The sequence below is a fragment of the Arthrobacter sp. P4_F11 genome (assembly GCF_056401395.1).
On sequence record NZ_JBFUJK010000008.1, the window covers coordinates 1 to 14,182 of the forward strand.

General features: G+C 63.3%; 11 protein-coding genes. 4 read left to right on the forward strand and 7 right to left on the reverse strand.

Annotation, left to right across the window (positions count from 1 at the left end; translation table 11 throughout):
- Nucleotides 1-805: 805 nt before the first annotated feature.
- The 3 genes from AC1DRO_RS10510 to AC1DRO_RS10520 all read left to right on the forward strand — a co-directional run bounded on the left by AC1DRO_RS10510 (nt 806) and on the right by AC1DRO_RS10520 (nt 4,160).
- On the forward strand, nt 806-976 hold the full coding sequence (locus tag AC1DRO_RS10510; RefSeq protein ID WP_476947055.1) for a hypothetical protein: 171 nt from the start codon (nt 806-808) through the stop codon (nt 974-976).
- A gap of 512 nt (nt 977-1,488) precedes the next feature.
- Complete coding sequence (locus AC1DRO_RS10515) at nt 1,489-2,262, forward strand: DUF6994 family protein (RefSeq protein ID WP_476950769.1); 774 nt, start codon at nt 1,489-1,491, stop codon at nt 2,260-2,262.
- Nucleotides 2,263-2,954: 692 nt separating this feature from the next.
- Entirely contained in the window at nt 2,955-4,160 is a 1,206-nt protein-coding gene (locus AC1DRO_RS10520) for a serine hydrolase domain-containing protein (RefSeq protein ID WP_476950770.1), read from the forward strand.
- A 655-nt stretch (nt 4,161-4,815) separates the two neighbouring features.
- Here the strand turns inward: AC1DRO_RS10520 and nrdF are convergent.
- The 7 genes from nrdF to AC1DRO_RS10555 form a co-directional block, all read right to left on the reverse strand.
- Complete coding sequence (nrdF, locus tag AC1DRO_RS10525) at nt 4,816-5,790, reverse strand: class 1b ribonucleoside-diphosphate reductase subunit beta (protein WP_223916933.1); 975 nt, start codon at nt 5,788-5,790, stop codon at nt 4,816-4,818.
- Between the two features lie 90 nt (nt 5,791-5,880).
- The gene (gene nrdE, locus AC1DRO_RS10530; RefSeq protein ID WP_026537148.1) at nt 5,881-8,001 is read right to left on the reverse strand and encodes a class 1b ribonucleoside-diphosphate reductase subunit alpha; all 2,121 of its coding nucleotides are present in this window, start codon (nt 7,999-8,001) and stop codon (nt 5,881-5,883) included.
- 65 nt (nt 8,002-8,066) lie between these two features.
- Complete coding sequence (nrdI, locus tag AC1DRO_RS10535; protein WP_476950902.1) at nt 8,067-8,471, reverse strand: class Ib ribonucleoside-diphosphate reductase assembly flavoprotein NrdI; 405 nt, start codon at nt 8,469-8,471, stop codon at nt 8,067-8,069.
- A 167-nt stretch (nt 8,472-8,638) separates the two neighbouring features.
- On the reverse strand, nt 8,639-8,884 hold the full coding sequence (gene nrdH, locus AC1DRO_RS10540) for a glutaredoxin-like protein NrdH (RefSeq protein WP_018773329.1): 246 nt from the start codon (nt 8,882-8,884) through the stop codon (nt 8,639-8,641).
- A gap of 409 nt (nt 8,885-9,293) precedes the next feature.
- Nucleotides 9,294-10,736 carry a class I SAM-dependent methyltransferase gene (locus AC1DRO_RS10545; protein ID WP_476950771.1) on the reverse strand — a complete coding sequence of 481 codons (1,443 nt, stop codon included), beginning with the start codon at nt 10,734-10,736 and terminating at the stop codon, nt 9,294-9,296.
- Nucleotides 10,733-11,494 carry a DUF1365 domain-containing protein gene (locus tag AC1DRO_RS10550; RefSeq protein WP_476950772.1) on the reverse strand — a complete coding sequence of 254 codons (762 nt, stop codon included), beginning with the start codon at nt 11,492-11,494 and terminating at the stop codon, nt 10,733-10,735. The genes AC1DRO_RS10545 and AC1DRO_RS10550 overlap by 4 nt, the downstream gene beginning before the upstream one ends.
- Nucleotides 11,491-12,936, reverse strand: coding sequence for an NAD(P)/FAD-dependent oxidoreductase (locus AC1DRO_RS10555; protein ID WP_476950773.1), 1,446 nt, complete (start codon nt 12,934-12,936; stop codon nt 11,491-11,493). The genes AC1DRO_RS10550 and AC1DRO_RS10555 overlap by 4 nt, the downstream gene beginning before the upstream one ends.
- A gap of 316 nt (nt 12,937-13,252) precedes the next feature.
- Between AC1DRO_RS10555 and AC1DRO_RS10560 the strand changes: the two genes are divergently transcribed.
- Nucleotides 13,253-14,173: a LysR family transcriptional regulator gene (locus AC1DRO_RS10560; RefSeq protein ID WP_028277881.1), complete on the forward strand. Its 921-nt coding sequence runs from the start codon at nt 13,253-13,255 to the stop codon at nt 14,171-14,173.
- The last annotated feature ends 9 nt before the right edge of the window (nt 14,174-14,182 follow it).

Consider the following 14,182-nt stretch of genomic DNA (forward strand, 5'->3'; position numbering starts at 1 on the left):
CAGGCTCAGGCTCTGGCGCAGAATTTCACCGGTTTCGCGGTCGATCGCGCAACCCTTGACACTGCGCGCATGGACATCCAAACCGACGTAGGTACGCTTGTTCATGGCTGGAACCTCCAGACGTTCAAATGTGGCTCTACCAGTCCACACCCGCACCAGAATGCGGAACAGACCGTGGGCCGGCAACCCACGAATCTCTTTGAACCCGGGGTTCCAGTCCTACTTCAGGCAACCACCACACTTCATATTGTCTAGCCCGGCCTGGATCGCTCCGTTACACGGATGAAGCGAGCCTTAATGAGGCGGCCAGCATAGTCGGCGCAGGGTATAAGCTCATCCATGAGCTTATTGGAGGCGCGATGAATATTGACAATTCGGAGTTCCAGGAAGTGCTGTAGACGTTCCGAAGCACGATAAGGACGGAAACCCCATCTCCTTCGATTCGCTGGGCCCGGGCGGCGCCCGGAACGATGACGGTACGCTCAAAGTTCAATACGGGAACCCGAGGCGTCCGAAGCCGGCCAACCAGCCTAGAGCCGACGAGCGGTCGAGCCGCGAGAACGAGGCGCGCCGCAGGCGCGAAGAAGAGGCCGAAGAGCGTCGTCGCCAGCAAAACTTCGACCGCACTCTGCTTCTCATTGACAAGTACGTGATTCCGTTGACGAAAAATTACCTCATTCCGGGTGCGACTAAGTTGTGGGACACCAAGGGCAGAGCATTGTGGGACACCAAAGTCGTGCCCGGGGGGAAACGGCTTGCGCAGCGATTGTTCCGCCCGAAGCTGAGCGAGCCAGAGGTCCCAACCGTGAACGGAGATGCTCCTGAGTTCGCAGCCGAGACCGCCAACCCGCCCGCGGCCTTCCGGCACAGTACCAACCACACAGTCGAGATGTCGGCCGAAAAAGAGGCCGTTGAAGACACGGCCGTCGCTGACGTCATCCAGATAGATAAATACCAGGACTGCCGGTCCGCGTAGGGGGTCGGCGGCGTTTGACCTTATGGAGGGCAAGCTGACGTACTGCCTCGAACGTCAGAGTCACGGCGCTGGGCAGGGTGGCCTCACTGCCCGGGAAGCGGCGCAAGTGTTGTGCGCACCAGCAGATGCCCGCCAGCGGGACGCGGTAGGACGGACGGCCATACAGGGAGAGCGCGGTTGATCAGGCCAAGTATGGTCAGCAGCTTGATTAGTTCGCGTTCGATCAGCACGCAGCACACTGAAGCGGAGCCAGGCTAGCCCGTGTGGGAAGGCGTGGATATAGGGGAATTCATCAACCAGAGCAAATCAGGGCGAAGCTTGTCGTAGGCGGCCCGATGCTCTGCAGGCCCGGCGCCAGGTTCTCACCAAGGGATTGGCTAAAGGGGTGGCCGCGGGTCCTTGGAGGAGCCCAATGCCGCCGAAGATTATCATCCAAGTGCTTGCGCGACCGTGCAGTTGTTTCAGCTGCAGGTTCCGCGGTTCGCAAAAGGCGGGCACATAGACTTCCTTCCATGCGCGTCTTCGACATTGCCTTCAACTACCTGCTCGACACCACGCCTCCAGGAAGGGACCCGGACTCCCATAGTCCGCGGCTCAAGGCTGACCATCAGCTGCTCTGGAAGAAGGAGCTATGCGAGGGGCAGCTGTTCGAACTGGCGGTCTCGGAAGTTCCCAAGGTGCGTCGGAAAAACTACCTGATGTTCGAGCAGACGCCCGACAAGTGGTTCACGGTCGGCAGTGACGCCATCACGAACTCCTACACCAGGTGGGGGAAGCCCAAGGCCTTGGTCGAGGCTAAGGCCGAGTTGAGTGAGGAGCAGAAGCGCCGCTATTTCGACCCGCCGTACACGATCGGCAGCGCCATGATCTGGCCCGTCAGGACAATACACCTGCCCACCCTCAACACCGCCAGGGGAATGCGGATACGGATTGCGGACCGGATGGACTTGACTCTGGAATGCATCCGGCGCCACTACGCCAAGGAGCCAGGCAGCCCCCTCGCCGACGTCACCACTAACTATGGGGACTTCTTCGAACTCTTCTGTACGTTCGAGAAGTTCGTGGAGTTCTTCCACTTCCAGGATCTCGTGACGCCGGAGGGGAAGATCGACTTCTTCCTCGAGGAGGATGAGGACAAGGTCTTCACGCGCCTCGGCGTCCCGGTCACGAAGGACGAGTACGTCAGGGTTCAGGAAGCCTCGCTGAAGTTCATAGCGCGGCGGGGCAACCGGATGGCCGACTGGGTCGAGAAGAACCACCGCGACATTGAGGTCCGACGGCAATAAACACCGGCCTGTCCCTACCCGAGAATGCGAGAACAGGCGACGAATCACGGCGCTCCGCCTGTCACAGCATCTAGGAATCTCCCCAGGAGATCGGCCAGTTCGCCTTGCTGGCCTCTCGTTTGAGCAAGTGCTGCAATTCGGTTGCAGGAGAAGCCTCGAAGCGTGGTAGTTGTCTCCCCTATTCCAGGAACCGAGCAGGCGGAAAACTAGGCTGCTGACGCTTCCAGGCGGTCCGAAATTAACAATTGTTAAAGTGCGGAAAATCTACACGCGGACCTGTTAATCTTCGAGCGTACTGGACAACCAGTGTCCAATACGGCCAAAGATTAACAATCGGTCCTTGTGGTTACGGCCTTTTCACGCGGACATTAACAACCTGTCAGACCGGCTTTCCGCCTGTAAGTTAGCAAATCGGACCTGGGCGGCGGAAGGCTCGACTCTACGACTAGGAGGCGCAGCATTTCCTTTCAAACTGTTGAGATGCCCGTCCAGATTCCTGACGAAACCGGCGACCATTGCGCGCTGATCTGCATCGATGCCAAAGCGAAGAACTTTGATCGCCATGGTACTCAGCAACGCCCTGACCAGGAGGCGGTCTCAGACCGGGCTTGGCCGACTCAGCAGGCTGCCTGCGGAGGGACTTTGAGAGCCATGCCTATCCAGAAGACACATTTGAGCGTAAAAGGATGTTCATGGGTGCCTTGCCTGCTTGGTGGCGGACGCGTCTTCGTCTGATCGGTGCCGCGTTTTCCGCGGTTTTGCTTGTCGCTGTGAGCGGTTGCGTGGGAGCCCCTCCCGGCCCGGCCCCTTCCGGGCCGACTCCGCCGAGCGCCGCCGCGATCCAGGCAGCGACTGATTCTCTGGAACGCAGGGTCCAGCACTTCATGGACGGTGGTGCGACGGCCTTTGTTGTGCACCTGCGATGGCCTGGCGGGGAATGGTCCAAGGCCTACGGGGTGCGAAGCCTAGATACCAATGACCCGGCCCAGCCGCAGGACCGGGTATCGGTAGCCAGCATTACGAAGTCGATGGTCGCCGTCTCCGTCCTGAAACTCGTCGACCAGGGACTCATTGGGCTCGATGACCCGGTGAACGGCGTCCTGGAGAGTTTCCGGACCACGCTGCGGCCGCCCGGACCGATCACCGTCCGCCAGTTGCTGGACCACAACTCCGGCATGCCCGACTACGGAGACGCAGAACACGAGGCGGAACCACTGCAGCAGGTTATGAACACGCGGCTCAGCCTGCAGCGGGGACTCGAGCTGGCCGCCACGCTCCCGTGGGAGTCCAAGAATGTGGACCGCTTTTCTTACTCGAACTCCAATTACCTGGCTCTTGGCCAGCTGATCGAAAAGCTCCGCGGACGTCCCGTCGCCGACGTGCTCAATCAAGACATCTTTGCCCCTCTGGGACTTCAGCACACGTCGCTGGCCGAACCAGACCGCGGGGCTCCGGACAACATCCACGCCTACATCATGGATGGCAGCGAACGGGTCGATGTCACCCAGGCCGAGGTTTGGGTCGGCTCCCCCGCAGGCGGCGTCATCTCCACCACGCAGGACATCAACACCTTCTACCGGGCCCTCCTCCAGGGCCAGCTGCTTTCCCCCGCCATGCTGGAGGAAATGAAGAAGAAGGCCGGCTTCGCGGAATACGGGCTCGGTCTAAGCCGGTTTCCTGACGCATGTTCCGGCGAATTCCGCTACGGCCATCACGGGGCGATATTTGGTTACATGAGTATTTCCGTCACGAGCGCCGACGGCGGCAGCCAGGTCACGATGGCCATGGCAGTTCGGCCGATGCCTTGGCAGGACCCGGCAACCGCAAGCCGCATCGACCTGCTCGGTACGCAGATGGAACAGGCTGCCCAGGAAACCCTCGACAACCTCTGCCACTGAGCTGATTGCACAGCCGGGAGTTGAGGGAGGTCTTCCCACCGTGAACGCGGCAACCTCAGCCAGAGGCCGCTCGGCACGCGGGCCTATCCCATCCCAACAATCCCAGCCCAGGCGCCACTCGCGCCGGTTCCGCCACCGCCACGGTCATCGTCCTTACCGCAACGCCTGCAGCGCGGCGATCCGCCAGTTCTGCTCCCGCGGAAGCGCCGCCGAGTAGCCAGTGGAATGCTCCGCCGGTTCGAAATTAGCAATTGCTACGTTACTGAATATCTCGAAAAGGAATTGTTAATCTACGGACATACTGGACAACCAGACCATTGGTCCGAACTAGGCCAGCGGGACCATCAGCAGCAAAGACAGAAAATTGAATTCCACCACCGCGCTCCCCCGCTCAGAGCCGTTGTCCCCGATGGCATCGTCAGGGCCGGATGGCTGTTTGCCCTCAGTGGAAGACTTCTGACTGGACGAGGAAGAGTGCACCCACATAGGTCGGGACGGGTTCTTCCACTTACGCGCCATCTCACCTGAGGCGCCAGATTCGTACCAAGTTGCACCGAGGTCAGGTTGACCAGAATTGGTCCAACTTGGTCCGAAAGAAATCAACTAGCTCCGAATTTCACACACACCGCCAACTAGGCCAGTCTTCGTGTCAAGACTAGAAGTCCCAGTCGTCATCCTCAGTGTTGACAGCCTTGCCAATCACATACGACGAACCCGAACCCGAGAAGAAGTCGTGGTTCTCGTCAGCGTTGGGCGACAAGGCCGAGAGGATGGCCGGGTTCACGTCGGTGACGGAAGCCGGGAACATGGCCTCGTAGCCCAGGTTCATCAGGGCCTTGTTGGCGTTGTAGTGCAGGAACTTCTTGACGTCCTCGGCCAGGCCGACGGAGTCGTAGAGGTCGTGCGTGTACTGGACCTCGTTCTCGTACAGCTCGAAGAGCAGCTCGAAGGTGTAGTCCTTGATTTCCTGCCGGCGTTCCTCGGAGACCTTCTCCAGGCCCTTCTGGAACTTGTAGCCGATGTAGTACCCGTGGACGGCCTCGTCGCGGATGATCAGGCGGATCAGGTCGGCCGTGTTCGTCAGCTTGGCCCGGGAGGACCAGTACATCGGGAGGTAGAAGCCCGAGTAGAACAGGAAGCTCTCCAGCAGCGTGGAGGCCACCTTGCGCTTGAGGGGGTCATCGCCCTGGTAGTAGTCCATGACGATCTGGGCCTTCTTCTGAAGGTTCTCGTTCTCGGTGGACCAGCGGAACGCCTCGTCGATCTCCTTGGTGGAGGCCAGCGTGGAGAAGATGGAGGAGTAGCTCTTGGCGTGCACAGACTCCATGAACGCGATGTTCGTGTAGACAGCCTCTTCATGCGGGGTGAGCGCGTCCGGAATCAGCGAGACGGCGCCGACGGTGCCCTGGATGGTGTCCAGCAGGGTCAGGCCCGTGAACACGCGCATGGTGAGCTGCTGCTCGTCCGGGGTCAGCGTCGCCCACGACTGCACGTCGTTGGACAGCGGCACCTTTTCCGGCAGCCAGAAGTTGTTGACCAGGCGGTTCCAGACATCCACGTCCTTGTCGTCCTGGATGCGGTTCCAGTTGATCGCCTCGACGTGGCTAAGCAGCTTGACCTTCTCGGTCATGTCATCCCCTAAATGTTGGGTTTAGTTCTTAGTAAAAGCGTACGACGGCGGGCGGGCGCCCGCCGTCGTACTGTCACGATTTAGTTGAAGCTACAGCATGCAGCTGACGCAGCCCTCTACCTCGGTGCCTTCCAGCGCAAGCTGGCGGAGACGGATGTAGTAGATGGTCTTGATGCCCTTCTTCCAGGCGTAAATCTGGGCCTTGTTGATGTCGCGCGTGGTGGCGGTGTCCTTGAAGAACAGCGTCAGGGACAGGCCCTGGTCCACGTGCTGCGTAGCGGCCGCGTACGTGTCGATGACCTTCTCGTAGCCGATCTCGTACGCGTCCTGGTAGTACTCCAGGTTGTCGTTCGTCAGGTACGGCGCCGGGTAGTACACGCGGCCCAACTTGCCTTCCTTGCGGATCTCGATCTTGGACGCCACCGGGTGGATCGAGGAGGTGGAGTTGTTGATGTACGAGATTGAGCCGGTGGGCGGCACAGCCTGCAGGTTCTGGTTGTAGATGCCGTGCTCCATGACGGAGGCCTTCAGCTCGCGCCAGTCATCCTGGGTGGGGATGTGGATGTTCTTGAACAGCTCCGCGACCTTCTCGGTCTGCGGGACCCATTCCTGCTCGGTGTACTTGTCGAAGAACTCGCCGGAGGCGTACTTGGACTTCTCGAAGCCGCCGAAGGTCTGGCCGGTCTGGATGGCCAGCAGGTTCGAGGCGCGGACCGCATGGAACACCACGGAGTAGAAGTAGATGTTGGTGAAGTCCAGGCCCTCTTCGGAGCCGTAGTGGACCCGCTCGCGGGCCAGGTAGCCGTGCAGGTTCATCTGGCCGAGGCCGATGGCGTGGCTCTGGTCGTTGCCGCGGGCAATCGAGGGCACCGAGGTGATGTTGGACATGTCCGAGACGGCCGAGAGCGACCGGATGGCCGTCTCGATGGTCAGGCCGAAGTCCGGCGAGTCCATGGTCTTGGCGATGTTCAGCGAGCCCAGGTTGCAGGAGATGTCCTTGCCGGTCTGGTCGTAGGACAGGTCATCGTGGTACGTGGTGGGCTGGGAGACCTGGAGGATCTCCGAGCACAGGTTGGACATGATGATCTTGCCGTCGATCGGGTTTTCCCGGTTCACGGTGTCCTCGAACATGATGTACGGGTAGCCGGATTCGAACTGGATCTCGGCGAGGGTCTGGAAGAACTCGCGCGCCTTGATCTTGGTCTTCTTGATCCGGGAATCGTCCACCATCTCGTAGTACTTCTCGGTGACCGAGACGTCGGAGAACGGCATGCCGTAGACCTTTTCGACGTCGTACGGGGAGAACAGGTACATGTCCTCGTCCCGCTTGGCGAGCTCAAAGGTGATGTCCGGGATGACGACGCCGAGCGAGAGAGTCTTGATGCGGATCTTCTCGTCCGCGTTCTCGCGCTTGGTGTCCAGGAAACGGTAGATGTCCGGGTGGTGCGCGTGCAGGTACACGGCACCGGCGCCCTGGCGGGCACCGAGCTGGTTGGCGTAGGAGAAGCTGTCCTCAAGGAGCTTCATCACGGGGATGACGCCGGAGGACTGGTTCTCGATCTGCTTGATCGGCGCGCCAACCTCGCGGATGTTGGTCAGCGCGAAGGCCACGCCGCCGCCGCGCTTGGAGAGCTGCAGCGCGGAGTTGATGGACCGGCCGATCGACTCCATGTTGTCTTCGATGCGGAGCAGGAAGCAGGAGACCAGCTCGCCGCGCTGGCGCTTGCCGGCGTTCAGGAACGTCGGGGTGGCCGGCTGGAAGCGGCCTTCGATGATCTCGTCGACCATCTGGGTGGCGAGCTTCTCGTCGCCGCGGGCCAGGTGCAGGGCCACCATGCAGACGCGGTCCTCGTAGCGCTCCAGGAAGCGCTTTCCGTCGAACGTCTTCAGCGTGTAGGAGGTGTAGAACTTGAACGCGCCGAGGAAGGTCTCGAAACGGAACTTCTTCTTGTACGCGCGGTTGTAGAGCTCGCGGATGAAGTTCATCGTGTACTGGTCGAGGGTTTCGCGCTCGTAGTACTCGTTCTTGACGAGGTAGTCGAGCTTTTCCTCGAGGTCGTGGAAGAACACGGTGTTGTTGTTCACGTGCTGCAGGAAGTACTGGTGCGCGGCCTCGCGGTCGGCCTCGAACTGGATCTCCCCGTTGGGGCCGTAGAGGTTCAGCATGGCGTTCAGCTCGTGGTAGCCCAGGCCCTTGTAGGCGGCCGGCATCTCGTGCTTCTTCTCAACAGCGGCGGCGGCGGTGCCGGTGCCCGTGTGCAGGCCTGCGCCTTCAGTTACTGCTTTGTCTGCGACAGTCGTGTCCAAAACTCTTCCAATCCTTGTTGTACGCGGTTGACGTCTTCCGGCGTCCCCATGAGTTCGAAGCGATATAGGTGCGGGACCTTGCACTTGGCGGCGATGATGTCCCCTGCCATGCAGTAGTTGTCCCCGAAATTGGTGTTTCCTGCGCCGATCACTCCGCGGATCAGCTTCCGGTTGCCCGGATCGTTCAAAAACCTGATGACCTGCTTTGGAACAGATCCCTCTCCCCCGGTGCCCCCATAGGTCGGGAGCAACAAAACGTAGGGCTCCCCAGCCACCAGCGGAGCGTCCCTCGGGTAAAGGGGGATCCTGGCGGCGTCGACGCCCAGCTTCGCAACGAAGCGTGCGGTGTTTTCGGAGGTGGAGGAAAAGTAGATGAGCCGGCAGTGCGTCGTGGTGGCCGGTGCTGCCGTGCTGACCGCTTCCCCGCCGTCAGCCGTGGCAGCCACCCGATCTTCAGTACTTACAGCCACGGTGGTCACCTCATCTACCGTGAATTCTTCCCTGGTAGCGGCGTCCTGGGCTTTTCAGGCGACAGGGCGTTTCAGGCTACAGCGACGGCGGCAGCCTGCGCCAGTTCTTCGATCTTGTCCGGGCGGAAACCTGACCAGTGGTCCTGGTCGGTGACGACAACAGGGGCCTGCATGTAGCCCAGGGACTTCAGGCGCTCGAGGGCTTCAGCGTCCTGGGAAATGTCGACGCTCTGGTAGGCGATGCCCTTCTTGTCCAGCGCGCGGTAGGTCGCGTTGCACTGAACGCAGGCCGGCTTCGTGTAAACCGTAACGGTCATGGTCCTGTCCCCTTTGTTGAAGTCTTCTGTGGAGCGCAATCCCGGCTCCGGATGTCCCGCGCTGATGCTCTGCTGGAACTGTATGTCGATACTACATGTAGTGCAAGAGCCTCATGTGGACCCCAAGATGATGTATTACAAGTATGTCATTTAACCCACCTTTAATCCACAGGAGGGGGCCCTCCAAATGTCCGGATTTCCGCCATTTTGGCGGACGAAATCCACACCCTGTGGAGTAGTTAGCCACATTAATCACGCCCGCGTGTCGCACCGCAGACGGCGTGTCGCGCCGCCGCCGCGGGGACCCGGATTGGTGGCGCCGGCCACTACATCTGGTGTCCGGGCACACGAAAGAGGCGGGCACCGTGGTGCCCGCCTCAAGCGATTCGTGATTGTTCTAACACCGGCGCTAGGAGGCGGAGTCGAGCACGATCTGCTGCACGTCGAGGTAGCCCGTTTCAAACCCGGCCCGGCAGTAGCAGAGGTAGAACAGCCACATCCGCTGGAAGACCGCGTCGAAGCCCATGGCCCCCACCTCGTCTTCGCGGGCCATGAACCGTTCCTCCCAGAGCCGCAGGGTCGGGGCGTAATGCTCGCCCATGGCGAGGCGTTCGCGGACGCGCAGTCCGGTCTGCTTCGCGGTGATGTCCTCGATGGCGCGGACGGACGGAATGACCCCGCCCGGGAAGATGTACTTGTGCACCCAGGTGTAGCTGGTGCGGGTGGCCATGAGCCGGTCGTGGGCGATCGTGATGGCCTGGATGGCCACCTTGCCACCCGGGGCCAGGACCCGCTCGATGGTCTGGAAGTAGGTGGCCCAGTATTCGAAGCCGACGGCCTCGATCATTTCGACCGAGACGACGGCGTCGTACTCGCCCTCCACGGCGCGGTAGTCCTTGAGCTCGATCGTGACGGCGTCGGCGTAGCCGGCCTCGGCCACGCGCTGGCGGGCCAGTTCCTGCTGCTCGCTGGAGAGCGTCACGGAGTAGACGGTGGCGCCGCGGGCGGCGGCGCGCAGGGCGAGCTCCCCCCAGCCGGTGCCGATTTCCAGGACCCGGGTGCCTTCCTTCACGCCGGCTTTGTCCAGCAACCGGTCAATCTTGGCCTGCTGCGCGGCGGCCAGCCCGTCCCAGGCCACGTGCCGCAGGGCGTCGCCGCTTTCCGGGAAGAGGGCGCTGGAGTACGTCATGGTGCTGTCCAGGAACGAGGCGAAGAGCTCGTTGGAGAGGTCGTAGTGCCGGGAGATGTTGGAGCGGGTGTTCTTCTCCGTGTTCCGTTCCCTGCGCGGCTGGCGCGGCAGGTACAGCCCGCGCAGCTTCTGCAGCGGCTCGGGAACGAGCGTGCCGACGCGGGAGGCAAAGACCTCCATGACGGCTGTGAGGTCATCGGCGTCCCAGTCGCCGGCCATGAAGGACTCGCCCAGGCCGATCAGGCCGCCGTCGCCGAGGCGGGTGGCGAAGGCAACGGGTCGGTTGATGGTCATGACGGGGTAGGCGGCGGCAGGCTCATCAGACGCGGTGCCGGCGGGTACCTGGTCGGAGGGAGCCGTGCCCAGTGCTGCTTTGCCCAACACTGTGCCGTCCGGGTACCGGACTTCCAGCGGCAGCCTGCGCACGGCCGCCTTGAAGATGGCGTCCGCAGCGCGTCCGGCCACACGGGCCTTGAAGCTCGAGGGCACCGTGGCGATGCTGGGCCAGATGGCGGCGTCGATGGTGGCGGGAGGCTGGGGAACGGTGTACGGCACCCTGCCGGTGACGAGCCCGCTGTTGACGGCGCTGCCGTTTACTGCGCTGCTGTGCGTGGTGCCCTGTGCCCGTCCCGTACCGGATCCGGTCGCTTCGGTCATTGTCACTGAACTGCCTCCTGTGAAGGGTGGTGTGGTTTTTTGATGATGGGCAGGCGGCGCGCCCACAGCTTGATGCCTTGCCAGCGGATCTGTGCCGCGACACGCAGCGGGGCCGCGGGTACGGCGAGCGCCGCGGACACGATGTTCCGCATGCCCGCTTCGTGCCGGACGCCGTCCATGGTGGCGATGAATGGCTGCTGTCCCTCCCGTTCCAGGACGATCGATACGGCGAGCCGTTCGCCGGGTTCGGGGAGCTTCATGCGGTACTCGCCGTCGACGTCGTTGAACGGCGAGACGTAGAACGCCTTCGGGACACTCGCCCTGCCCGTGGCGTCGGTTTCGAGGAGGTAGCAGTGCCGCTCCCCGTACGTGTTGTGGACCTCGGCGACGACGCAGCGCAGCTCACCGGAGGCACTATGGCACCAGAACACGCTCAGCGGGTTGAACACGTGCCCGAACACCCGGGCGCTGGCAAGCATGGTGATACGTCCGCCGTCGAGCTTTATCCCCTGGGTGGCAAGGTAGCTTTCCACGTTGCCGCGCAGGGTGCCGTCCGGATCGCCGAGGTGGTCCTCCACCCGGAATCCCGCCAGCGGCCGCAGCAGGCGCGGCAGCTGCGGGAGATGGTCGACGTCGACATACCAGCTGTAGCTGCGGTAGGTGAACGCGTTGCGCAGCGGAGTCCGCCGCACATGGGCGATGGCAGTGCGGTAGATGGCCGCGCCGTGGAGGGCGGCCGGATGGATGGTGGCCGGCGCGCTCATGGCACCTCCACCGCGGCCGGCTGGACTGCGGCCGGCTGAACTGTGGCCGGGGCGGGGTCCGGGTCCACGGCCCCTGCGCCGATGTTGACCGTGCCGATGTTAACAGCGTCGCTGTTGACCGGGTCCCAGTCGCGGCCGAGCCGGGCGGCGGCCTTGAGTCCGGACAGGGCGCCGTCCTCATGGAATCCCCAGCCGTGGTACGCGCCGGCGAAGGCCAGCCGCCCGTCGCCGAGTCCGAGGATCCGCTGCTGCGCCGCCAGCGACTCCGGGGTGTACTGCGGGTGTTCGTAGACCATCCGGTCCAGGACCGTGGCGTCGTCGATCAGCTCGGATTCGCCGAGGCTGACGATGTACCGGCCGCCGTCGACGGGTTCCAGCCGTTGCAGCCGGGTCATGTCGTAGCTGACCAGGACCTTGTCCGGCCGGGCGTCGCAGGACGGCAGCCGGTAGTTCCAGGAGGCCTGGGCGTTGGGGCTGGCCGGCAGCACGGCCTCGTCACGGTGGAAGAGCGTCTGGTTCACCGAATACGGCATGCCGCCAAGGGCGGCCCTCTCGGCAGCCGAGGCGTCGGTGAGCATGCGCAGGGCCTGCGTCGGGTGGGTGGCGATGACGACGGCGTCAAAGGTCTCGCGCACGGTCCCGGCACCGAGCGCGGACGTGACGTCGACGCCGTCGGCGTGCCGGTGCACCGTGGTGACCGGGTTGGCGAGCCGGATGTCCGGGAGGGTCGCGGCGACTTTGTCGACGTAGCTGCGCGAGCCGCCGGTGACGGTCCGCCATTGCGGGGAGCCCTTGACGCCGAGCAGGCCGTGGTGGCCCAGGAAGGTGAACAGGTAGCGGGCCGGGTAGGCCAGCGCGGTGGTGGGGTCGCAGGACCAAACGGCGCTGACCACGGGGGTCATGAAGTGCGAGATGAAGTAGCTGCTGAACTTCTCCTGGGCCAGGAACTCCCCCAGGGTGAGCTCGTGTCCGGCGGCTGCCGTGCCTGTGGCGGGTTCGGCCAGCAGTGCGCGGGCCCGACGGTGGAACCGGGTGACTTCCAGCAGCATCCGCAGGTAGCGGCCACGCAGCAGGGTGGACGGCCGGGGAATGATCCCGCGCCCCTTGGCCCGTGCGCCGGCGTATTCCAGCCCGCAGCCGTCGCAGCGGACGGACATGCTCATTTCGGAGTCCTGGGTTTCGACGCCGAGCTCGGCGAACAGGCGCAGGAGCGTGGGATACGTCCGCTCGTTGTGGACGATGAAGCCGGTGTCCACGCCCAGCGTGGGTCCGTTCTGCTGCGTCACATCGTGGGTGTGGGCGTGGCCGCCGAGCCGGGAGTCGGCCTCGAAGAGCGTTACCCGGTCCTGCCCGTTCAGCACGTACGCGGCGGTCAGCCCCGCCACTCCGCTGCCGATGACGGCGACGCGCCGGCCTGCCGGTATCCCTGCTGCTTGCGACACTGATCTGCTCCTGTTGTCTGGCCCGAAGTCTCTTATGGGCAATTCGATGCTGTCGGGTGGCCGGATGAGTATGAATGTGGAATTTTTCAGTTCTGCTGTCAGACCGTCGCCAGTGACGCCGTCATCTGCCACGTGAGCTGGGTTTCTCGGATTCTCCTGCATGTGCCCGGCCGCGCAGCGCAGACTTTCCGTGCGGACATTCCGGCAGACACATCAGCACGCAGACCGGCACGGCCGCCGGAGGGCCGGATATGCCACAATGAAGCGGGAATTCCGGTCCCGTCTCCGTGGACCCCAACCAGGCGAAGGGCAGCCCTTGATCAACCCCGTCCATCTCCGGACCCTTGTGGAAGTGATCCGGCTTGGATCGTTTGCGGCCGCCGCCACCCGGTTGGGCTACACGGCTTCGGCCGTCTCCCAGCAAATGTCGGCACTGGAACGCGACACCGGCGTCACCTTGTTCCAGCGCGCGGCCCGCAGCATCCAGCCGACCGAAGCCGCCGTCGTCATGACCCGGCACGCCGCCAAGGTCCTGACGGACATCGAGACGCTGATGGCCGCCGCCTCCCGGGCGCAGGAGAGTCCCAGCCAGGAGCTGCGGTTGGGCATCTTCCCGAGCCTCGCCACCTATGTGCTGCCGCCGATCCTGCGGAACCCGGCCTGGAAGAAGCTCGGCATCGACCTGCGTGTCTCGGTCGCGGAGCCGGCCCAGACCATCCAGGGGCTGCGGACCGGCGGCGAACTCGACGTCGCCCTGGTGTACCAGGTGGGACAGTCCGGACTCGCCTGGCCGCACACCGTGGACCGGCAGTGGATCGGCGACGACGACTTCCGCGTGGTGCTGCCGGCAGCCTGGGGCATCGGCACGGATTCCAAGGTCGCCGCGCCGCACCTATCGGACATGCCCTGGATCATGCACCACCCCGGCACGTCCGACGCCACGGTGATTGAACGGCTCTTCGCGAGCTGCAACCTGCACCCCCGCGTGGTGGCCTACAGCGATGACTTCCACGCGAGCCTGGAGATGGCCGCCGCCGGGCTCGGCGCCGCCTTGGTCCCCGACCTGGCCTTGCGACACCGGCCTGCCGGGGTGGTGGTCCTCGATGTGCCGGAGATCCGGCTGGCACGGAATGTTTTCGCCCTGCTGATCAACGAGAAACGGACGGCCCAGGTCCAGCTCTTCGTGGAGCTGCTGGCCGAGACGATGCACCGGTCCGGGACCGCGCGAAAGGACTGAGCTGAAGCC